The sequence below is a fragment of the Bacteroides caecimuris genome (genome assembly GCF_001688725.2).
Taxonomy (GTDB): Bacteria; Bacteroidota; Bacteroidia; order Bacteroidales; family Bacteroidaceae; genus Bacteroides; species Bacteroides caecimuris.
Map to the genome: position 1 here is coordinate 3,543,575 of NZ_CP015401.2, position 24,912 is coordinate 3,568,486.

Here is a 24,912-nt window from a genome sequence, read left to right on the forward strand (position 1 = left end):
ATGACAATTATAAATAAAAGAAATCTGTTTTTCCTAATTTCCGTCTGGCTGTTGTCTACACTTCTGCCAGCGCAGAATGTCACCATATCCACTCCCCATACACAGTTACTCCTCTCGGCACCAAACGGCGGTACACCGGAACAACTGTATTACGGCTCACGCACCTCTGATGCGGATATCCGAAGCATTTGCGAAACAGCACGCGGGAGAAATGCTTATCCCGTCTACGGAATGGGGTATCCATGTGAAACGGCATTGTCCGTCCGCCATGCCGACGGTAACCTGACACTTCAAATGGCAGTCATAGGCGTAAAAGAAACACGCCTTACAGAAGAAAACGCCACTTTGACGGTGATAGAACTGAAAGACAAAGTGTATCCTTTCTTCGTCAACATCTGCTACAAAGCATGGCAGGATGCGGATGTCATCGAAACATGGACTGAAATCCGTCACGAAGAGAAGAAGCCTGTCCAACTTCAGCAGTTTGCTTCTGCCTACTTGCCTGTCCGCCGTGGCAATGTCTGGCTGGCACATCTTTCCGGTGCCTGGGCAAACGAAGGACAACTCTGCCAGGAAGCGTTGCAACCGGGTATGAAAGTCATCAAAAACACGGACGGAGTACGCAACTCCCAATCGGCGCACGCAGAAGTGATGTTCTCGCTCGACGGCAAACCGCAGGAGAACACGGGACGCGTCATCGGTGCGGCACTTTGCTACAGCGGCAACTACAAACTGCGCATTGACACGCAAGAAGACGACTGGCACCATTTCCTCGCCGGCATCAACGAAGAAAACTCCTGGTACAACCTGAAAAAAGAAGAAGTGTTCCGCACCCCCGCATTGGCACTGACCTACAGCGACGAAGGGATGAGCGGATGCAGCCGGAAATTCCATCAATGGGCACGGCTGCATAAACTTGCCAACGGGAACACTCCCCGCAAAATTCTGCTGAACAGTTGGGAAGGCGTCTATTTCGACATCAACGAACAGGGCATGGACCAGATGATGGGTGACATCGCTGCCATGGGAGGCGAACTGTTTGTAATGGACGACGGTTGGTTCGGCGACAAATATCCGCGCAAAAACGACTCTTATGCCTTAGGCGACTGGACCGTAGACAAGACCAAACTCCCCGGCGGACTGCAATCATTACTTGACAACGCCCGGAAACACGGCATACGGTTCGGCATCTGGCTGGAACCGGAAATGGCCAATACCAAAAGCGAACTGTACGAAAAGCACCCCGAATGGATTATCAAGGCACCCGAACGGGAAGTGGTATGCGCCCGCGGCGGCACACAAGTCGTACTCGACCTCTCCAACCCGCAAGTGCAGGATTTTATCGTACAGACAGCGGACGAACTGATGAATTCCTATCCCGACATTGATTATATCAAGTGGGATGCCAATATGTCCATCATCACCCAAGGTTCGCAATACCTGACCAAGGACAACCAAAGCCACCTGAACATCGAATACCATCGGGGCTTTGAGAACGTGTGCCAACGCATTCGCACCAGCCATCCGCAACTGACGATGCAGGCTTGTGCCAGCGGTGGCGGACGTGTCAACTACGGCATACTTCCCTACTTCGACGAATTCTGGACAAGCGACAATACGGATGCACTTCAGCGTATCTACATCCAATGGGGCACTTCCTATTTCTTCCCCGCCATCGGCATGGGGGCGCACATCAGCGCAAGCCCTAACCATCAGACATCGCGTTCCGTTCCGTTGAAGTTCCGTATTGATGTAGCGATGAGCGGACGCTTAGGTATGGAAATACAGCCCAAGGATATGACGGAAGAGGAAAAGGCATTGTGCAGAAACGCCATTACCGAATACAAGACGATACGCCCCATCGTACAGTTCGGAGATATTTACCGTTTACTTTCTCCGTATGACAAACAGGGCGCAGCTTCGCTGATGTATGTATCGCCGGAAAAGGACAAAGCCGTATTCTACTGGTGGAAAACAGAACATTTCTGCAACCAGCACTTGCCACGGGTGAAGATGGCAGGACTTGCTCCAAACAAATATTATAAAGTGCATGAGCTGAACCGCATCGACACTGAACCTTTGAAATTTGAAGGTAAAAGTTTCAGCGGTGCATATCTGAATGACAACGGACTGGAAATTCCCTCTACCCACAGAGTGGAACCTTCGAAACAAAACGAATATGCCAGCCGCGTGCTTTATCTGGAAGAAGTAACTCCCTCGTCTTCCGACAACCGGATAGCACAATGCCCTCCGTTGCGTGTTCTTTGCTTAGGCAACTCTATCACCCGCCACGAATATAAAGCAGACATCGAATGGTTCTCCGAATGGGGCATGGCAGCATCCAAAGAAGAAAACGACTATTGCCACCAATTGGAGAAGATGCTCTCGCAAAACCGTCCTGGCACAGTGGTTACCCCACTGAACATCGCCTATTGGGAACGCAACTTGAATTGCAGTATCGACTCGCTGATTGGTGCTCATGCTACAGACAAGGATGTGATCGTTGTCCGCTTGGGAGAAAACGTACAAGATAAAGAAGCATTCAAATCAGGTATCCTCCAACTGGTGGAATATTGCAAGCGGAAAGCAAACAAAATAGTCATCACCGGTTGTTTCTGGAAGGATGATGAAAAAGAGCGTGCCATCATTAACGCTGCGCATATGCATGGACTCACTTATATTCCGATTGACTGGATAGACCGCTTGTATGATTCACGCCCGAAAGTCGGAGACACTCTTTATGACATACACGGAAAGCCATATACTGTAACCAAAGATTTCATCATCGCCCATCCCGATGACGAAGGCATGAAGAAGATAGCGGAAGCAATATATAGAGTTCTCTAATGGCTCCCCGACTCTTCGCCCTTCCATTATTTATACCTGTAGTTTCCACACAATGAGAAACTACAGGTATATGAATAGAAAATTTCAGTTTAAACCCACCAAACACAATTGAATCAGCAATCAATATTTATCGTATAAATATTCTTTCATGTCATTATTTTACGGATAATATCTTTGGAATTTAGTCCATTAATCCTTTATTTTGTACAGAAAAACATAAAATTGTAACATGAGCGAAGAACAAATATTTGACGAAGCATATAAACTATATTACCGAAAGTGTTTACTGTTCGCCCGGTCTTATACCCATGATATAGTACAAGCTGAAGACATCGTTGCCGAAGCCATGATTGTGTTATGGGAAAAACTCTGTAATGCGGAAGAAATAGGTGCGACATTACCCTTTCTGATAGGCACTATCCGCAATAAAATACTACAATATTTCCGTAGGGAAACCTTCAAGCTTAAAATCCACTCCGTTCTCGAAAAAGACAGCATGCGCGAATTGGAAATGCGCATATCTACTTTGGAAGAGTGCAATCCCCAGGAGCTATACAGCATGGACATACAGAGTATATTAAAAGAATCATTGAAAACAATGCACAGCCAAACCCAAACTGTCTTCATGCTCAGTCGTTTCGCTCATAAAACCAATGAAGAGATTGCCCGGGAACTGGGCATTGGAGTAAAAGGAGTGGAATACCACATTACAAAAGCACTGAAAAAGCTACGGATAGACCTCAAAGATTTCTATCCTCTTCTGGACGTACTGCTTTAATCCCTGTTTCCTGTCTCTCCCACTCTCCCTTGCAAAATACGTATATTCATTGCTTTTTCTTCTTAACTACTATACAGCCCCAATAAATTTCTTAATCTTTTTTGAAAAAAATTCATTATTCCGCTAGGGTTATTGCTTTTTTATGCGACTATTATATAGAACAGCAATAAAATAATGCTATGGAACGAAATGTAATTCTTAAATATCTACGGGGAGAAACCTCTCCCGAAGAACGTATCAAAATGCTCCGATGGTTGGAAGAAGACCCGGCACATTTGGAAGAATACAAATATCTGCGCCGGATTTTTGATGCAACCTTATGCAACGAAGAGAATATACCCCTATCTATTCATTCGTCACGCTCCACCAACCGGAGAATATGGATGCAAATAGCGGCAGCCGTAGCGTTTATCTGTCTTTTTGCAGGCGGAACATGGCTATACACACAGCATCTTTCCGAAAACCAGGCAGAATTGTTAGCTGCACGCGATATCCACGTCCCTGTAGGACAACGTACGGAAATCACCCTAAACGATGGAACAAGAATATGGCTCAACTCCAATACAACCCTGCACATAGAAAGCCAAAAAGGAAAAGACCTGCGCCGTGTCCGCCTGAATGGTGAGGCTTACTTTGAAGTAACGCCGAACAAGCACCTGCCGTTCGTAGTACAGACAGGTTCTCATGAAGTGCAAGTGTTAGGAACAAAGTTCAGCATATTTGCCTATAAAGACCGGAACGATTTTTCCGTCAAACTGTATGAAGGAGCGGTCGACGTGAGTGACAAGCAAAACGCCACCACTCTCCGTCTCTCTCCCGACGAAGAAGCGAAGATATCCGACGGCGGACAATTGATAAAAGTTCCCTTCGACAAAGCAGAATCGCTGTTATGGATTGAAGGTATTTATTACTTCGAAGACACGGACTATGCTTCCATCTTCCGGCAAATGAAAGAATATTATAAGGTAGACTTTGATGTCCGTAACCCCCAAATACTACAATATAAATGTACCTGTAAATTCCGGCAGGAAGACGGTTTGAAACATATTCTGGAAATCCTGCAACGAATCCACCGGTTTGAATACGAATGGAGTGACGATGAACAGACCGTCATTATCCGATAAATTATTACTCTTTCAGTTAACCCTATTCATTATGAAAAACAAAGATCCCGTTTATTTAACTAAAAAACGGCCAGAAGTGCTCCAACACTATCCGACCGTAAAAGTCGTGCATACTTCCCTCGTTACCCAACGGAGAATGAACTCGTTATATTACACAACTTATTAAAACATACAAAGTTATGAATAAAAAAATAGCTCTTCTGTGTGGAATAATGTTTTTTATATTAAATATGACTGTTTTTGCACAAAATAAGACAGTTACACTTCATGAAGAACAAAGTTCCATTCAAACAATCCTTTCAAAGATTGAGAAACAGACGAAATACCTGTTCGTCTATGACAAAGCGCAAATCGACGTAAAGCGTAAAGTTACGTTGAAAGTAAACAACAAACCGGTTTCGCAAGTACTGAATACATTATTTGCAGGCACACAGGTTTCTTACACCCAGAACGGAAACAACATCGTACTGACCGTAAAAAAAAGCAGTAAACAACCGACGAAAACCGTAAGAGGCGTAATCACCGATGCAAACGGTGAACCTGTTATTGGCGCCACAGTGACATCAACGGCAACCGGCAAGGGAACAATTACCGATATGGATGGTAAATTCACTATGGACGTTCCGAAGAACACGCAACTGCAAGTATCCTATATCGGATACAAGAAGCAGGAAATTGCGGTAGGAGAAAAAAACACACTGAAAATTGTGTTGGAAGAAGAAAATGCAGTATTGGAAGAGGTGATTGTAGTAGGTTACGGTACTATTAAACGGAAAGAGATGACTTCTGCCATCTCGCACATCGGTGCCAAAGATCTGAATCAGATGCCTACAATGGATGCATCTATGTTATTGCAAGGAAAAGTATCCAGTGTGTCCGTATCAAATATAAATTCCGCCGACCCCGACCAGCACGGTAGTATTCAGATTCGTGGTGTATCATCCCGTAGCGCAGGACTGGGTCCGCTCATCGTAGTAGACGGTATACCGGGCGGCGACCTGGCGAATATCAACCCCAATGATATCGAATCCATGGATGTACTAAAAGACGGTGCGGCATCTGCCATATATGGTACACGCGGCTCAAACGGTGTAATCCTCATCAACCTGAAAAAAGGAGCACGTGACAATCAAGTACACGTCACCTACAACGGTTCGCTTACCATCACGGAAGCAAAGCCGTGGGAATTGGAACCACTTAGTGCCGACGAATATCGTAAATACCGTTGCGAACAAAATCCGGGCAACGACTACGGTGGAAACACCAATTGGCTTGATGCCATCACCCATACAGGTATTACCCACATGCACTCGCTTACTTTCTCGGGCGGCGGAGCGCAAAACAATTACCGCGTAACGGCAGACTACCGGGATGCTGAAGGTATCCTCATCAACCAAAAACGCAGGGAATACGGAATGCGTGCCACTGCCAACCTAACCACTAAAGACGGTCTGTTCTACTTTTCAAGCACCGTAGCTCCCCGCATCATCGACCAAAAAAAGGGAAAATATTACAACTATCAAGTGGCATTGAGAAACAATCCTACCGTACCTGTATATGACGAAACCACAACCAACGGCTATTTTCACTTGCCATTAGGCACAAGCACGGAGAATATCGTAGAAGATCTGCGTGTCGTTTCCCGCGACCAGACTACACGCCGCATCGAATGGAATGCCACCGCCGGCATCAACCTTCTGCCGCTTTTCCTGCCCAACAACCAAAACAACCTTCTGCTGAAATCGCAGGTCACTTTCGCCCAACGACATGATGACGAAATACATGGTAGTTACTCGCCGTCCACCTGCACGTGGATGATACAGAACAATCGGAAAGGTGAAGCATCGCGGGCATATTATAAAGCTATGACCAACAATTTTGAATGGGTTACGAATTTCTCCGCCACTTTCGCCAAGCACCACAATGTGCGTGGCATGGTAGGCTACTCTTACAATTACGTCGTAGCCGAAGGATTCAATGCAGCCAACAAAGATTTTGCCACTGACGCCTTGCTCTACCACAATCTCGCACAAGGTACGTATGCCGCCGAAGCTGGTAAAACGGAGATGGGTTCGTACAAAAACGATTCTAAACTTATCTCTTTTTTCGGTCGTGTGAACTATGACTGGAAAGGTCGTTATATGATGTCGGCAGCTATTCGTCACGAAGGTTCAACACGTTTCGGTAAAAACCATAAATGGGGAAACTTCCCTTCTATCTCGGCAGGATGGCGTATTTCCGATGAGAGTTTCATGAAGAATGTAAAATGGATCGACGACTTGAAGTTACGTTATGACTTTGGTGTAACCGGTAATCAAGATTTTGATAGTTACAAGTCACTTTCCACCTATTCCTCTTTCGGTTACTACTCCTATAATAATACAGCTTTCCATGTATGGGGACCAGGCAAAAACACGAACCCCGACCTGCGTTGGGAGAAAGCCAAAAACCAGAACATCGGTCTTGATTTCAGTTTGTTCAACAACCGCGTGACGGGTTCGTTCAACTATTTCATCCGCAAACAGGAAGATTTGCTGGGCGACTACCAGACTTCGGTTCCCCCCAGTCTGTTCGCCACCATCTTCACCAATGTGGGAACCATGAAGAATACCGGTTTTGAGTTCGACGTGACAGTGAACGCCGTACGCTCCAAAGATTTCAATTACAGTTTCACACTCGTAGGAGCCACAAACAATAATAAATTTGCCAGCTTCTCCAATGATGTATTCAAAGGACAGAAATACTATTCAACCTGTCAAATGGTCAGCCCCAATAATCCGGGATATCTGCAACGCATCGAAGAAGGCGAACGTGTAGGTAACTTTTTCACTTGGCGTTATGCAGGTGTCAGCGATGACGGCAACTGGTTGGTTTATAACAAAAACAACGAAGTAATCCCTGTCGGTGAAGCCAAGGAAGATGACAAAGCCATTACAGGCAACGGCCTGCCCAAATTCACAGCTTCTACTACCCATTCTTTCAAATGGAAAAATCTGGATGCATCCATCTCGTTGCGTGGCGCATTCGGCTTCCAGCTCTTCAATGTGCACGAATTTTACTTCGGGCTGCAATCCATGCAGAGCAACCTGATAAAAGAGGCGTACGGCAAAAACGCACACATCACTACTGGTATGAATGTGCTGACAGACTACTTCATCGAGAACGGTGACTATGTGAAAATCGACAATATCACACTTGGCTATACCTTCCCGTTGAAGACACGGTTTCTGGATAGCGTCCGTGTGTATGGTACCGCACAGAACCTTTATACATTTACCGAATTCAGCGGTATAGACCCGTCCAACTTCGAAGTGAACGGCCTGACTCCCGGCTCCGGTGGTGGTGATTATACCTATTATCCGTCGGCATTCCAGTTCAACTTCGGTTTGCAAATTAATTTTTAATTGAAAAAAGATTATGAAAATCAAACATATATTTCTAGGCATAGGCTTGCTGGCAACCGCCGGTGGCGGACTTTCATCGTGCACCGACCTTCAAGAGAAAGTTTATGACCAGGTGACAAGCCAAAACTATTATCAAACGAAAGATGATGTGATTCACGCTGTTTTTCGTCCTTTTGAGCACACTTATTATTCCATGTGGCAGGTGCACGAACATGAAGAACTGCCTGCCGACCAATTGGTTACTGTCGTACGCGGCGACTGGTGGTGGGATGGCGGCAAATGGATTATGTACCATCGCCACCAATATGACGGCATCCAATACAACAACCCGGGTTCCGGCGAATGGACATCGGAATGGGAGCTGATGTATCAGGCCATCGGCCAATGCAACCTCGTTCTTGACGACCTTGCCGAACTCAATCCCGCCACATTCAAGATTACCGACACCGAATGGGCTTCTTATATAGCTCAGTTACGTTGCATGCGCGCTTTCTGCTACCTGCGACTCATCAACTGCTACCGCAACTGTCTGCTTGTCACCACAAGTGATGCCAGCGTAAGTATGCAACCCGAAAACCGCAAGCAAGTGGAACCACGGGTGTTGTTCAAGTTCATCGAAAGCGAACTGAAAGATTTCTGTCTGACCAATTTGCCACCGCGTAGCGGAAACTACGACGGTCCCATGCAGGGACAGTTCACTCAGGGAGCTGCCGCCGCACTGTTAGCACGTCTCTATCTGAATGCTGAAAAGTGGATTGGCGAAGCCCGTTGGGACGACTGTATCGGAATCTGCGAACGTATCCGCAAAGGTGAATTCGGCCATTATGAGCTTGCCGAACGTTGGGATGCCCCGTTCGACTGGAACAATGAAACATGCAGTGAAGTCATTTTTGCATTTACCGCTTCGTTTGCCACGACTTGCCATCACATGGTTAACTCACGCCAGACAATCTATGGTCGTATGCTTCCCTATCAGTGTGGTCCATATCTGGGTATCGAGAAAGACGGTGAACGCAACCCACGTTACTGCATCACTCCCAGCTACGACAACTCTTACCCCAATCGTCAACTCTTCGATTACAAGTTGGGACAAGTATCGCAGAAATTCCTGAAATACCCTGGTGACTTGCGTTGGAAACAATATAAGAATACAAGCAACAACACACGCGAAGGTATGATGTTCCTTGAAGGAAAGATTCCCAACAACACACAAAGCGAGGGATTCGGAAAATCACCGCAAGGCTACACCATCTACCTGCGCGACCAGGTAGGACAATTCTTTGTAGGCGGTGAAAGCGGACAAATCACAGGCGACAGCGAATCGAAATGCGAGAACGGTGATTTCAATTCAGGTCTGTTCGTGGTGAAATATCCGTTCTATCCCTACGAAGGCGGTGCATATAAAGAATCAGACCATGCGGTAATCCGTCTGGCGGAAGTGTATTACACCGAAGCCGAATGTTATTTACGTAAAGGAGATGCGCGTACGGCAGGCTCGCTGCTGAACAAGGTACGGGAACGCAATTACTCCAGTTTTGGAGACAATATCGCCTACGAACCCGAAGGTCGTGTAAAACTGAATATGGACGAAATGCTTGACGAATGGGGACGCGAATTCCTTGCCGAAAGCCGCCGACGCACCGATTTGATTCGCTTCGGACGCTTCCAGGAAGCATGGTGGGACAAAAAAGCGGATGCTGACACGCATTATGAACTTTTCCCGCTTTCACAAGACCAGTTGGAGCAAAATCTTTATCTGAAACAAAATCCGGGTTATCCCGATATCACACGTTAATTTTTTAGATTATGAATAAAAACAAATACAATATGTTTTCCTTTCTACTTTTAGGACTGGCGCTGGCTTTGAACCCCAGTTGCAGCGATGATAAAAATCTGGAACCTGCGCCAGAAGCCGTAAACATCAAAGTAAGCAACTATGCCATGTTGTACGAAACCGTACATGTTAATACGACCAATGTGGCTTCGGGAACCACAGTCACCGTCAACTTTGGCGAAGGCACCGTAGTGGAAGGAAAGAGCGGCATGGAGATTTCCCATACCTATACCCGCCCCGGACACTATACCATTACAATGGAAGCCGACGGATACATCACATCTACCAAGGATATTGAAGTAGGCTCCAAACCCGGCATAAGCGAAGAACTGAAATGCCTCAAAGACCCCGATAACAAAAAAGTGTTTGTAGCGGCACACCGTTCTCATACAAGCGACACGTCCATTCCCGACAACAGCCTGCGTGCCGTCGAAGCTGCCATTGCAGCCGGTACGGACTTTATCGAAACGGATGTCTGGTGCACTACGGACGGGGTAATCGTTGTTAACCATGATTTTGATATCTTATGCAATGACGGTGAGAAGGTGGATATTCGCAAAGTGAAATATGAACGTATCAAAGGTACCCGCCTGATAGACCGCCACACAGGCAAGTTCAGTGAGAATCCTGCAGATGTATTGCCTACACTCGAAGAATTCCTAAATGCCGGCCGCGGACGAGTGTTCTACAGTCTCGACAAGATTGAATATAATCCGTCTGTCAGTTATATTGTAAAGGAAGTGGAACGTCTGGGCATGATAGAAAGCGTTTATTTCTATGCCGGCGGCAATCCCCAGACCATTACTACTATTTTGGAAATAAATCCGCATGCACATGTAGGCGTATGGTCGGGCAATATTGTTCCGTTCCGCAACTATCCCGACGGTATCTTCTATTCACAGGGCGACTACTTGCCTTCGAAAGGCTTTGATACCAACTTGCACCCGGACATTGCGGAAGGAATCTTTCCTTGGATCAACTATCTGGGTGTACACGATGAGGCCACTACGGAGAATAGCCTGAATGAGGCTCACCTGGATGCTATCCTTGCCGAATATCCGTCGCTTGCCTTCATTCAGTGCGACGTGCCCGACCTGATGATACCCGCTTTAAAGAAACGCGGTCGCCGTTAAACATAGAATACACAATTAAAAATAAAGATTATGCATTTATTCAAGAAATATATGAGTGTCTTGACAGCCGTCATGTTGTTGTTCTGCGTGAATGCCTGTAAAGACGAAGACGAAGGCGAACTGGCACCTTGGTTCCGGTTCACCAATTCGAATGGTGTAGTATTCCCTTCGTTGAACGAAGTGGACTTCGGTGCTCACGAATATGTCATGAACGTATATACCAATATCAATTGGGAAGTCACTTCTGATGCGGAATGGCTCTATGCCACTCCCGACAAGCGTCTGGGCTGTGTGCAAGGCAAAATTATCATAAAGGAAAATACAGTGGAAGAAGAACGTACGGGAACAATCACCGTACGTTCCGAAAATCCGAAACTTCCCGTCCACACTATCGTATTCCACCAATCTGCCGCACCACACAAAGTAGAAAAGTTATTTATCACACCTGAAAAGAAAGGTACGGGCGACGGCTGGACATGGGAAAACGCCATGGGAGCAAAGGAACTGGAAACTCTGTTGTCAGATGCCACCGACTTGTCCGAAATCAGCATCTATCTAAGTGAAGGTACGTTCAATATCACTGCAGGAACAAATATCACCAAGAAAGTCAAATCTATCGAAGGCGGCTACACTCCGGAAGGGGACCCCTCTTCCAACCCGACCATACTGACTTTCGGAACGAAACCTTCGGCACTGACTTCTATGTTCAGAATGAATGAGAATGCAGAAGTAACATTCAAAAACTGTATATTCGATGGCGGTTACAATGAAACCGAAAAAGGATATGGTCGTGCTTTCGAGATAAGACATAAAACAGCCTTGCTGCAACTTACCGAATGCGATATCCAGCATTTCAGTGTGAGAGGTACAGACTCGGGCGACCATTCCGGTGCAGCTATCTTTGTCACGGAAGGAGCATTCAGGCTGAACAAAGTAAATATCACTCATAATGTAGTCCACCAGCGCGGAGTAATTTATTTAAATGTAGACGGCGACCGATACGGCTACGGCTTTATGAACAATGTATTGATAGCGGACAACATAAGCGAAAGCTGGTGGGGAGTAGCCATTCATGCTAAAAAAGCCCTTTGCATGAACAATGTCACCATTTGCAATAATACTAATGAAGGCAACGGCAACCATGCAACAATCAATGGAAGTGGTAGTTTCTTCATTGCCAACACTACCGTGATAGCCCAAAATCCAACGGTAGAAACCACATGGACTAATTTCGGTGCATTCCGTTGCGAAACTAATGTCTCCAGTGGCGAATCGGCTGTAATTATCAATTCCATATTCGGAAATGATACGGATGATGGACTGACTATGACAGATAGCGGAAGCGGAGCTTCTTTCAAATCCGGCGGTTGGTGTCTGTATGGAAAAACACAAAATTGGTTAGTTAGCCAGCAAGCTACTACCGATACTTCCTATACTGACCAAGCGATAGCCAAACTCGGCAAGTATGAAGACGGTGCTTTCCAATGGAACCCTACAGCAATAAATACGCTTCAGTTTGCTAAATATGCCGATATTCTGAAAGCAGCCAAAGAATTCACACCGGCTTCCATCCCGACTTTGGGACAAGACTTTGTGAACTGGATGGGTGAAGAAGCCTTCGGTCTTGACGGCAAAGGTAACCCACGCAACCCGAACAGGATGCTGCCCGGAGCTTATGATACCGGATTGCAATAACCGTTTAACGAAGAACAATCTTAATATCAGCCGGCTATAACTTCCCTACGTTTTCTCCTCTTTTCTAATGAGAGGAGAAAACGTACCGACAATCGTTAAAGCAAACTGACGTTAAATATCTAATTATCTTAATTATTGAATAGTATGAGAAAATTTTTTTGGACTGCAACGGTCATCGGATTATTGACCGCCTGCTCACAGACAGACGAGATACCTGCCAAAGATTCGATGGCAGACAACCAGCAGATACGTATTCATGTAGGTGTGAACAACCTGCAAACACGTGCCGGATATGACAATACGAATTTAGACCGTTTCGGTCTGATTATAAACAACACCGTGGATGCCACTTGCAACTACAATGTAGAGATGCTAAAGACAGGCAATGCGTGGGAAGCTGCCAACGGTACGCCACTGACATGGGATGAAAAACGTTCCCCAATAAACGTATGCGCCTTTGCTCCCTACCAAAAGGATGTAACCATGGACGGAAATCTACCCATAGGAGTACCCGTAAGTTATGCGGATGCCAATGAAGTAAAAGCTGCGGATTTTCTGCTGATGAAAGCCCAAGTGAACCCTCAGAGCGACTTAACGGAAGACGGCAGCCTCCGCATCAATCTGAAACATAAATTATGCAAACTGACAATCAGTTTCACCGGTGCAAGTGAAATTACCGACTTGAAAGTAAACGGAACAGTGTTGAGCGGTAGTTGCAACCTATCAACAGAAAATCCTGTAGTAACCGCCAATGGCACAGACGGCAGCATCACGCCTTTCAAAGAAAGCGACGGCACATATCAATGCATCCTGATGCCACAAACGGTGGAATCGGGTAAGCTGAACGTCACCTTCACTACCGGCGGACGCAACTTCAGCTGGACCTCAAACCAAGCAATCACATTCGAAGAGAACCACTCCTATGCGTTGCCTTTGGAAGTGGCAGGCGCAAGCCTTTCACTTAAGAAAAGCGTAAAAGCACGTACGTGGGATGTCACAGCTGAAAATGAAGTTTTAACTATAGACAAGTAATCATTCACTAAAAATAGATTATTCCATGAAAACATTTAGATATTTTTATTTACTCACCGCTTTGATGACCTTTTCGGCATGTGGCGATGATGAGGAAACGCAAATTCAAGTTCCGGAGACAGATTTCACTCACGTCAAAATTGACGCGATGGTGGGTAGAAGTTCATTGTTTACGCGCAGTAATCCGATGGGGGAAACAGCCAAACAAAGTGAGTTCAACAAAGGAGACAAGCTGTCAGTCAACAATGGTCGCACCCATGTAGTCTATACAATGGGAGACGACGGATGGACGGCAACGGGCGAAGGTCTGAAGTGGGAAGAATTCCCGACCACATTTCAAGCCTATTATCCGGCTGCGGAAGGTGTCTCCTTCCAATCGTTTACATTGCCTGCCGACCAGGCAAGTGCCGAAAAGATTGCTTTAGCAGACTATATGACTTCCACCCGCAAAATCGATGCCATGCCGGGAGAAGGAAAACTGATACTGGACATGGCACGGCAAACGGCACGCGTTATTGTGAACGTGAGCGGAGTGGATGCATCTTTGGGTGGCTCCCTGTCTTCCATGAAGATTTATTCGCAATATGCATCTATCCCTGCAAGCGGTACTGCAACAACCATTGCATCTTATGTATCCGGTCATACGTATGCCGCTTTGGTAGTGCCGGGTGAAGGCAGCGATAATCAAGTATTCCTTGAATTAACAACCGCCAACGGTACGAAAAAAACGGTCACAGGTATCAGAGCTACCACAGCCGGTAAAAGTTACGCATACAATATCTATGTAGGAGAAAATTCTATCGAACTGTCTGAACCCATTGTTACGGATTGGGAAGAAGGTTCCACTCTGCCCGGTGATTTACAGGAAATCGAGAAACCGATTGCCCCCGGCTATTACGTAAAACCGACAGCGACAGGTAATGCTTCCGGTACAGACTGGGAGAATGCTATGGGAGCGAATGAACTACGTGACTTGCTAAAACGACAGTCAGCAGAAGAACTGGACGGAAAAACAATCTACCTGGCAGGCGGTGAGTATCCTCTTGTAACCAATGAACTCACCACAGGAATAGAGTTGGGAGGCAAGATGGTTATCACCCTTCAAGGTGGTTACAATCCGCAAAGTGAAGGAAAAAGTGTAACCGACCGTAATATTCAAGCATACGTCACGTCATTTACCAACACCGCATCTTTGAACGCAATCACTAGAATGTTCAAATTAGGCACTGATTTAGACATTACATTCAATGGTATTACGCTAGACGGTAAGTATAATAAAGACCAGAATGGTCACCTTCGCGGTATCCAAGTAGAAGGCTGCACACTGAACATGAACAATTGTGTTATCAAGAACTTCAACACAGGAGCGGTAGATAACGGTGACGGTCAGGGGTCAGCTCTCCGGCTGAATGCAGGCTTTATTAAACTGAACAAAGTAGAGATTATAGATAATGTCGGACCATCTAGAGGAACAATTAATTTGAATTGCGGTGATAATGGCTATTCTTTCTTTAATAACTGCCTGTTCAAAGGCAATATCATCAGACTGTATTGGGGAGTTGCTATCCAATCCAATGGAAATGCTTGCATCAACAACACTACCATCTACAACAATAAGAGTGAAAACACAACAGGTCAATGTGCCACTATCAACGGTAGCGGCAATGTATTGTTCGTGAACTCCACCATCTATCACAATAAAGAACTAATTTCGAAGGAAATGGGTATTTACCGATATGAAGGTACCAACAACCTTCAGTTCATGAACAGCATTATCGTATCCTCCAATGCTACTGTGCCCACCTTTAAACAAGAGAACGGACAATGTACTTCCAAAGGATACAATGTCTCTCAAAACACAACAGGATTTGCAACAAACGAGAACGACAATCTGATAAACGGACCATGGAGTTTCAATTATAACAATGGCGTCTGCGAATGGAATGCACCTAGTGACATGCATTTCGCAACTAAATCAGCCGTTACCAGTGTCGTAAGAGCATACAAGACCGACAACTTCCCAACTATGGGACAAGACTTCGCCAACTGGCTGGGCGATGATCTTGGAAAAGACCAAAACGGAAACATACGTAACCCAAACAAGATGCTGCCCGGAGCTTATGATCCAGGACTGTAATCCGTAATTTACATTATATTTCCACTAAAATCCTGCCATTTGGAATAAATGGTAGGATTTTGTCGTTTTTAGGCAAAATTTTATCGTTCTTTTAATTTAAAATTTTATCACTTTGCAGCAACATTATTAAACAATATATGAAGAAACAAAAACTTTATGCAGCAGGACTCTTGCTCCTTTTGCTAGTATGGACAAGCGGATGCAAGCCCACTAAGAAGATAAACGCTCCTTTATCGCTGACTTGGGAAATGGGCAAAATCCATCCCGAAGAAGGAACGTATGAAAACTCCTTTATATTGAAAAATTTTTCAGATGCTCCGGTTGGCAAAGACTGGGTGATTTATTATGCACAACTCCCCCACCATATACAACAAGAAACATCATCGTCAAAGGTGAAAGTAGAATGGATTAGTGGTACCTATCACAAGATATATCCGACAGCAGAATTTGCTTCGCTGGCTCCAGGTGATTCGATACGGGTAACATTCAAGTGTGATGGTGAAGTGCCCAAAACCTCACACGCTCCCGAAGGTAGCTATTGGGTAAGCCGGTCAGGTGCGGGAAAGGGACAGCCGCTACCAGTGGAGATGCGCATCATACCGCTGGCTCCAACCAAGGCACAAACCGCCTTCCTGCATCGGCTTTATGAAACAAATGCACGTTTGCAACAGCATCCTTTACAGGAATTACGTCCTGTTGACATCTTGCCAACAGTGAAACAAGCCATACCTGCCGAAGGTGAGATGCTTATCGAAAACAAGATTGCCCTGTCATTCCACAAAGATTTTGCCAATGAAGGAAAATTACTGAAAGAAAAACTGGAAAAGACATACGGACTGGAAGTAGCAACGGAAGCAGAGGAAAGCATCCTATTGGAATATCTTCCCGAAGACCAGGAAGTACCAAACGACGAGTATTACGAACTGGACATCAACAACCGACAGGCTATCGTGAAAGGGAAGACATCGCATGGCATCTTCAACGGAACACAGACCCTGCTGGCAATGCTGAAAGGACAAGGAGAGACATTGCGACTGCAAGCAGTCTCTATCCGCGACTATCCCGACCTCTTGTACCGCGGACAAATGCTCGACATCGTCCGGAACTTCACCACGGCAGAGAATCTGAAAAAGTTGATAGACATCACTGCATCTTATAAACTTAACACATTTCATTTCCATTTCTCGGACGACGAAGGCTGGCGGCTGGAAATACCCGGACTGGAAGAACTTACTTCGGTAGGAGCACGCCGCGGACATACCACGGACGAAGCCGAATGCCTGTACCCTGCTTATGAAAACGGATACGATCCGAATGCCCCTACATCGGGAAATGGTTTCTACAGCCGTACCGAATTCATCGATCTGTTGCGTTATGCCGCCGAACGACATGTACAAGTGATTCCGGAAATAGAGTCACCGGGACACGCACGGGCGGCCATCACAGCCATGAAGGCACGGTATGAGAAATACATCGGTTCGAACCCGGAAAAGGCTACCGAATATATGCTGCATGACCCGCAGGACAGTTCCCAATATATCTCCGCACAATGGTATACGGACAATGTTATGAACGTGGCAATGCCTTCCACCTATCGTTTTATAGAAAAGGTGGTACGGGAAATCAAGGAAATGTATCGCGAAGCAGGTGTCCCTCTGACAACGATTCATGTCGGTGGCGACGAAGTTGCAGAAGGAGCCTGGAGCGGTTCTCCCCTATGCATGCAACTGATGAAAGAGAAAGGAATGACACAGATGCACGACTTGGCGGAATATTTTATCACCCGTGTATCCGAATGCCTGCAACAACAGGGCATTTCATTCGGCGGTTGGCAGGAAGCAGCGTTAGGGCATCGCACGGAAACGCATGCTGCTCTTGCTCCACGAGCCGGTGGTATCTATTGCTGGAGCACGGTTGCCGAATGGGGAACAGACGAAATTTCTTATCAAATAGCCAACAACGGCTATCCGGTGATTCTTTGCAACGTGAACAACTTCTATCTGGATTTGGCTTACGATGCGCATACTGACGAACCGGGCCACTTTTGGGCAGGATATGTAGACGAATCCAAATCCTTCTCCATGTTGCCATATCGGGTATACCGTTCCTCACGCACTACAATGGCAGGGCATCCGGTATCGCCCGATTCCATGGAAATCGGCAAAACCGCCCTGACTGCATTGGGAAAACAACGAATCACAGGCGTACAAGCACAACTATTTGCAGAAACCATCCGGAATTATCAACAAGTAGAATATTATACATTTCCTAAAATAATGGGATTGGCAGAACGTGGCTGGAATGCACATCCGATTTGGGAGAACTTATCAGGAAACACAGAAACACAGGCATATGAACAGGATTTGGTACAATTCTATCGGAAAATCAGCCAGAAAGAGATGCCCCACTGGGTTCAAAACGGTATTCACTTCCGTTTGCCATATCCAGGGTTGTGCCTGAAAGATGGAAAGCTATATGCCAACACTTCCATTCGTGAAGGACAGATACGGTACACTATGGACGGAACGGAACCAATGGAAGATTCTCCATTATGGGAAACTCCCATAGATTGCCAGACAGAAGTGGTCAAAGCCAAGCTTTTTTATTTAGGCAAAGAAAGTATGACAGCTGTGTTAGAACAATAGTTTTCGGTAAAACAAGATTAAGGATAACAAATAGCAGGAAGGTGACAAGTGCATCTTGTCACCGCCTTTATTTTTAAAAGCCACATTATTGCATGTTACCGGAAAATATATATCTTTGTTCCATGATGATTTCGTTTCAGAGAATATCCGAAACAATGTAGAATTGGAAATATCATGAAAAGCATATTTATTTTTTTCTTTTATATCATTCTTTTTGCAGGACCTCTGTCAGCTTCCGTCACTTTTCCTTTCAAAAAGTACCAAGTATCCGATGGCCTATCACACAACACGGTATGGTCTATTCTTCAGGATTCTTACGGTTTTATCTGGACAGGGACAAGCAACGGTCTGAATTGCTATGACGGATATACAAACCGGGTGTATCGACATGTGGAAGGAGTTTCCCGCTCATTGGGGAATAACTTTGTATCTTCTCTGATGGAAGATAACCAAGATATATGGATAGGCACCAATAATGGTGTATATATCTATCACCGTTCTACAGATGATTTCTCTTTTTTCGACAAGAAAACACGATACGATGTATTCGTCAGTTGTGAAGTAACCGAAATATGGAAAGCGGACAACGGACTGATTTGGATTACCACCTTGGGACAAGGGATATTTGTATACAACCCGCAAACAGGCGTTCTACGACAAAATATCCTACAGAATTCATTTGCTAGAGATATCTGTCAAGGGGTAGATGGACGTATTTATATATCCTCTATCAACAAAGGAATATTTGTATTCGACCGGATGGGCTATTTTCTATCTACCCTTTCCACACTCACGGACGAAGCAGAAGAAAAGAAAAAAGTAAATGGTCTGTTAAGTACCTCTGAAGGTATCTGGTTCAGTACTGAAAATACACTAGAGTGTTATTCCGAAAAAGAAAAAATGGTGAACAGTTATCCGCTTCCTTCCTCCATCTCTATCCTCTGCATGATAGAATATGACAGCGAGCAACTATTAATAGGCACGAATTCGGGACTTTTCCTCTTCGGTAGACAAAACAAAGAATGGAAGAAAGTAGAAACTACAGGCGAATATGCCATGAGTAATCCGGTAGTAAATGCAATGATGCTGGATGCCGAAGGAACTCTTTGGCTGGCAACAAACGGAGGGGTGAATTACATGCCGAGGCAATTACGAAGGTTTGAACATCATATCATCCCCATGGGACAGAAAATCGCCCAAGGCGTCAACACTTTTTGCGAAAAAGAGAATGGAGAGGTGTATATAGGCACCCAACACGGATTATGGCTCTACCAGCCGCGGACACAAAGCTTGACGGAATGTGTGTTATCGCCGCATACTGAAAGGAAATACAACATCAGTGCTTTACATTTGGATGGTGAGCGGCTTTGGATTGGCACACATGAAAACGGACTGTTCAGATATGACCTGAAAACCGGTGTTAGCAAAAATTACACCCATTCCGACCGTATGATTAAAACATTGTCAAGCAACAATGTTATGTCAATCGGCAAAGACCACAAAGGGAACATTTACATAGGAACCAGTATGGGACTTTGTACCTACAATGAGGAACAGGACAATTTCTTTGTGAATATATACGTAGGAGCAATGACTCCCGTCACCGATATATATGAAGATTCCAACAGAAATCTATGGATTGCCACTTCCAACCTGGGAGCTTTCTGCTATTATCCAAACGGACAATGGAAACACTATGGACAAAGAAGTAACTCTTCGATAATTCCCGACAATACAATCACTACTTTGTTTGAAGACAGCAAAGGGGTGATGTGGCTGGGAACCAATGGAAACGGACTATGTTATTTCTCTCCCGAACAGAAACGTTTTGTCAACAACTGCCCCGAAAATACGCAATTACAAAATGTAACCATCTATTCCATCGAGGAAGACCGGAACGGTAACTTTTGGATTTCGACAGACAAGGGATTGTATAAAATCGACCGGAAAACAAACGATGCACGCTTATTTACCATCAATGACGGTCTGCTAAGCAATCAATTCATTGCTGGCGCTTCTTTATTAACATCAGACGGCAGGTTGTATTTTGGTGGCAGCAATGGTTTCAATGCTTTTGTCCCCGAACAAATAATAAAAAACACGTATGTTCCGCAAGTATATGTGACTGACATCCATTTCCCCTATTCCAATGACGAGAATACATCTCGGGAAGCGGCAAACACCCATGAAGAACTTCTCTACCTAAAAAAAGAAATCAGATTGCCCTACCAAAAGAATAGTTTCACCCTTGACTTTGCAGCTCTGAGTTATGGAGAATCACAAAGAAACCAATACAACTATATGCTGAAAGGAATAGACCCGACATGGATTCGAAATACAACTACCAACTCTGTATCTTACAATCATCTACCTCCCGGTGAATACACATTTATGCTAAACGGTTCGAATAACGATGGAGAGTGGAACCGGGAAACTACAATGCTGAAGATTATAATCACACCACCATGGTGGCAGAGTGCTTGGGCATACATAGCCTATTCATTACTCCTGACAAGTATCATTATCTATGTAGGATATCGCTGGAATCTATATGTCAAACGCAAATACAAACGGCGGATGGAGGAATTCAACCTTGCCCAAGAAAAAGAGACTTATAAACTAAAAGTAAACTTTTTCGTCAACCTTGTACATGAAATACGTACACCGCTCAGTCTGATTTGCCTGCCATTGGAGAAGTTACGAGAAAACAAGAGGGAGGATGAATATGTGTCGATGATTGATAAGAATGTAAATTATCTGTTGAATATCACTAACCAGCTCCTCGACTTTCAAAAAATAGAAAGTAATGGAGTGCTATTAAATCCCAAACCTTGCCATTTGAATCTCCAACTTGTTTCCATCTATGAGCAATTCCATAATATTGCAGCATTGAAGGATATCGAGTTGTCAATCGTTCTCCCGACAGAAGATATATATACTTCCATTGATATTGACAAAATAAGAACCGTCATAGTCAATTTATTAGGCAATGCAATAAAATATGCCCAATCGCACATAGAATTAAAATTAGAGACTACAGAGGATACAATCACGATTCAGGTAAACGATGACGGATGTGGTGTACCCAAAGACCAGCAGGAGAAAATCTTCCAATTGTTCTATCAAGTACCGGATGCTCCTTCCAACAAAGGAACAGGTATCGGGTTGGCTTTCTCCAAAATATTAGCTGAAGCCCATAAAGGAACATTGTCACTACGAGACATTCCTTCCGGTGGTTCATCTTTTATCCTATCTCTTCCAAAAGTAAACATGACCGATACTGTGAATGAAAACTCAGCACATAAGGAAGATATTTGCGAAATGGAAACAAACAAGGAAGTAAATACAGAAAAAGAAAAGACTACACTCTTATTAGTGGAAGACAATCCGGATTTGCTGAGTATAACACGTAATTCCTTACAACAATGGTATCATGTAAGATGTGCCGAAAATGGTCGGAAAGCCTTGGAATTATTGACGGAAGAGAACATCGACATTATTATCAGTGACGTCATGATGCCAGAAATGGACGGTATAGAATTATGCCATCAAATAAAATCAAACATTGAATATTCTCACATACCGGTCATCCTGCTTACAGCCAAGACTACATTGTCTGCCAAAATAGAAGGATTGGAAAACGGAGCAGACGTATACATGGAAAAGCCATTCTCAATCAAACAGCTACATAAACAAGTTGAGAATCTGATGGCATTACGATTGGCTTTCCATCAATTGCTAAGTGATTTTCCCAAAACAAACGACAGCATGTCCGAGCCGGAAAAGTATGCATTTTCTTCGAAGGATATGGACTTTATTAAAATTCTGGATGAGATATTGGCAGAACAAGTGGACGACATAGATTATTCAGTAAATAATCTAGCAGAAAAAATCAATATGAGCCGTAGTAATTTTCATAGAAAAGTCAAGGCTGTCACTGGTATGACACCCAATACTTATGTGTTGAATTATCGTCTGAACATGGCTGCCCAATATCTATCCGAAGGAATGCGCATAAATGAAGTTTACTTACAATTAGGTTTTACCAGTTCTTCCTACTTCGCCAAATGTTTTAAACAGAAATTCGGTGTATTACCAAAAGATTACACAAAAAATAAAAAAAGTATGATCTCATAAAGATTCTGTAGAAAAAGCAATAATATGTACCTTTGAACAGTCTAATAATTTCTGACACAGTATTGTTCACATGAAAAAACACTTCTCAACTCCGGCAAGATCTTTAATAAAGCCAAAATCCTTTGATACATTAAAGAATTCAACACGACCTCTCAAGATAGCCGGTTCTTCTTCCTCTTTCTTCGGAGCAATGACAAGGGCTATGAACAAGTTAACTTTAACTTATTCAATACCTTCACCCAATGTAGATTTCTGATATGCCTAAGTAATTAACAAAATAAGGAATTCTTTTTGTATTTCAAAACAGATATTATATATTTGAGCAAAAAAAATCAAAAACTGATATCTAAATAATGGAAATTAAGTCATCTGTAAAACAAAAAGATCAATGGATTAATCTATCCGATATAAATGTGTTTCAACAGCAGTATAAACAGAATTTCCGTTCATTAAAATATTTCGGTTTGCAATATCTTCCCAACGAAGAAGTAGTCTCGGATCTGATTCAAGACATCTGGCTCAAAATATGGGAAAGAAGAGAGAAACACATAAGTGAAGCTGCCTTCAAACACTATCTATTTCAATCACTTTATCGCTCTATACTTAACTACATAAAGCACGACAAAATAGTTAAAGAATATTCAGAAACTACCCTCAACAATGGGGAAGTTATAGAACAAGAAATCACATATAAGATAATTGAATCGGAAATTTATCAAGCGGTAAATCAGGTTTTCGAAGAACTTCCGGCTTCATGCCGTCGTGTATATGCCGCTAGTTTAAATGGAAAATCACAAAAAGAGATTGCTGAAGAATTCTATATTTCTATTAATACTGTAAAAAAACACATCAACAACGCTAACCACTATATGAAAAAACGTTTGAAAGATTTTTTATTATTTTTCCTGTCTTTTCGATAGAAAAACGCATTTTCTTATTACACCAAACTCATATTCGGTTGTCTAATATAAAAAAGACAACCGAATATGAATACCAACATAGATTTAAATGAAGTTAAAAGACTGCTTTTAAAAAAGCTCTCTAATAGTTTAAGTGAGACAGAAGAACAATTACTGAATCAATGGATAAATACGTCTCCACAAAATAGGGCTTTAGCCCAAAAAATCCATTCCAGCTTCTTCCTAACACATGCAATTCTAGATGAAAACGAATTATCTTATCGCAATTCATGGCAAAGATTACGTCATAATATAAAATACACACAGCACTTTTTAATCCGAAGCCCGCAATACAAATGGCTGGTAGCGACTATATTAACCGGTTTAATACTAGCAGGGAGCTATCTGTTTGGGAATTTCCAAACAAAAGAAATCACAATTACCGCCGGCACTTCTAAAGCGGTTCTCTATACTCCCTCTTCCGAAGAAGAATATACATTGCCCCAAACAGAAAATCAAGTTTTAAACTATAGTCAATTTATAAATAAGATAAACCGGCAAAAATCAATCGCCTTATCTCCTGATTTATACCACACCATTACGGTGCCTCGTGGTGGAGAATATCTACTTTTGTTAGAGGACAGCACCTTAATACATTTAGGACCGGAATCATCTCTTACTATCCCTGCCAATTTCTCACGAACAAACAGAACTGTCAACTTGTCTGGGGAAGCTTATGCGATAGTCTACAAAGATTCCTTACACCCTTTTACTATCCAGACGGAAAAAGTAGACATACATGTATTAGGCACCAAACTGAATATAGAAGCCTATGATGACGAGAAATATGTCAAAGTAACATTAGAAGAAGGTAAGGCAGAACTTCATTCAGCCAAAGAGTTCCAAATGCTACCTATCGGCTATACAGCATCAATTGGAGAAGATAAGCACATCGTTCTGTCCAAAGCCAACATTTACGAATGTACCGCTTGGCATTATAACCGTCTTAGTTTTGACAATCAAACATTAGAGAACATTATGAAAAAACTGGAACGCTGGTACAATATTGAAGTCGCCTATAGTAGTGATAACATTCGCAACTTTCACATCACGATGGATATCAATAAATATGAAAGCTTTAATAAACTGGCTCAAGCTATAGAAAAAATGAATGAATTAAAAATACAAATCAAGAAAAACAAAGTAGTATTAATATCCGAAAGGAATCTAAATCAAGAATGAGAGAC

General features: G+C 43.7%; 13 protein-coding genes and 1 pseudogene. 13 read left to right on the plus strand and 1 reads right to left on the minus strand.

The window, feature by feature from the left end; translation table 11 throughout:
• The 11 genes from A4V03_RS15290 to A4V03_RS15340 all read left to right on the plus strand — a co-directional run bounded on the left by A4V03_RS15290 (position 1) and on the right by A4V03_RS15340 (position 22,766).
• Positions 1–2,847 carry an alpha-galactosidase gene (locus A4V03_RS15290; RefSeq protein WP_065539525.1) on the plus strand — a complete coding sequence of 949 codons (2,847 nt, stop codon included), beginning with the start codon at positions 1–3 and terminating at the stop codon, positions 2,845–2,847.
• A gap of 229 nt (positions 2,848–3,076) precedes the next feature.
• A complete protein-coding gene (locus A4V03_RS15295; RefSeq protein ID WP_065539526.1) occupies positions 3,077–3,625 on the plus strand; it encodes an RNA polymerase sigma-70 factor in 549 nt (182 codons plus the stop codon).
• A 179-nt stretch (positions 3,626–3,804) separates the two neighbouring features.
• A complete protein-coding gene (locus tag A4V03_RS15300) occupies positions 3,805–4,749 on the plus strand; it encodes a FecR family protein (protein ID WP_065539527.1) in 945 nt (314 codons plus the stop codon).
• A 179-nt stretch (positions 4,750–4,928) separates the two neighbouring features.
• Positions 4,929–8,153 carry a SusC/RagA family TonB-linked outer membrane protein gene (locus A4V03_RS15305; protein WP_089280783.1) on the plus strand — a complete coding sequence of 1,075 codons (3,225 nt, stop codon included), beginning with the start codon at positions 4,929–4,931 and terminating at the stop codon, positions 8,151–8,153.
• Between the two features lie 13 nt (positions 8,154–8,166).
• Positions 8,167–9,948, plus strand: a complete 1,782-nt coding sequence (locus A4V03_RS15310; RefSeq protein ID WP_065539528.1) for a RagB/SusD family nutrient uptake outer membrane protein — start codon at positions 8,167–8,169, stop codon at positions 9,946–9,948.
• Positions 9,949–9,959: 11 nt separating this feature from the next.
• Entirely contained in the window at positions 9,960–11,120 is a 1,161-nt protein-coding gene (locus A4V03_RS15315; RefSeq protein ID WP_065539529.1) for a glycerophosphodiester phosphodiesterase family protein, read from the plus strand.
• A gap of 30 nt (positions 11,121–11,150) precedes the next feature.
• Positions 11,151–12,815 (plus strand): BACON domain-containing protein, encoded by a 1,665-nt coding sequence (locus A4V03_RS15320; RefSeq protein ID WP_141243584.1) that lies wholly within the window; start codon positions 11,151–11,153, stop codon positions 12,813–12,815.
• Between the two features lie 144 nt (positions 12,816–12,959).
• The gene (locus A4V03_RS15325; RefSeq protein WP_065539531.1) at positions 12,960–13,847 is read left to right on the plus strand and encodes a fimbrillin family protein; all 888 of its coding nucleotides are present in this window, start codon (positions 12,960–12,962) and stop codon (positions 13,845–13,847) included.
• Positions 13,848–13,872: 25 nt separating this feature from the next.
• Positions 13,873–15,984 (plus strand): fimbrillin family protein, encoded by a 2,112-nt coding sequence (locus tag A4V03_RS15330; protein WP_084081166.1) that lies wholly within the window; start codon positions 13,873–13,875, stop codon positions 15,982–15,984.
• A 137-nt stretch (positions 15,985–16,121) separates the two neighbouring features.
• Complete coding sequence (locus A4V03_RS15335; protein ID WP_065539533.1) at positions 16,122–18,629, plus strand: family 20 glycosylhydrolase; 2,508 nt, start codon at positions 16,122–16,124, stop codon at positions 18,627–18,629.
• Positions 18,630–18,803: 174 nt separating this feature from the next.
• Entirely contained in the window at positions 18,804–22,766 is a 3,963-nt protein-coding gene (locus tag A4V03_RS15340) for a hybrid sensor histidine kinase/response regulator transcription factor (protein ID WP_065539534.1), read from the plus strand.
• A 46-nt stretch (positions 22,767–22,812) separates the two neighbouring features.
• On the opposite strand, the pseudogene A4V03_RS21345 reads toward A4V03_RS15340, so the two are convergent.
• Positions 22,813–22,964: pseudogene (locus tag A4V03_RS21345) on the minus strand (cold shock domain-containing protein); the annotation flags it as partial.
• A 155-nt stretch (positions 22,965–23,119) separates the two neighbouring features.
• On the opposite strand from A4V03_RS21345, the gene A4V03_RS15345 reads away from it, so the two are divergent.
• Both A4V03_RS15345 and A4V03_RS15350 read left to right on the plus strand, forming a co-directional pair.
• Positions 23,120–23,686 carry a sigma-70 family RNA polymerase sigma factor gene (locus A4V03_RS15345; RefSeq protein ID WP_084081167.1) on the plus strand — a complete coding sequence of 189 codons (567 nt, stop codon included), beginning with the start codon at positions 23,120–23,122 and terminating at the stop codon, positions 23,684–23,686.
• A gap of 66 nt (positions 23,687–23,752) precedes the next feature.
• Positions 23,753–24,907: a FecR family protein gene (locus tag A4V03_RS15350; RefSeq protein WP_065539535.1), complete on the plus strand. Its 1,155-nt coding sequence runs from the start codon at positions 23,753–23,755 to the stop codon at positions 24,905–24,907.
• Positions 24,908–24,912: the final 5 nt, after the last annotated feature.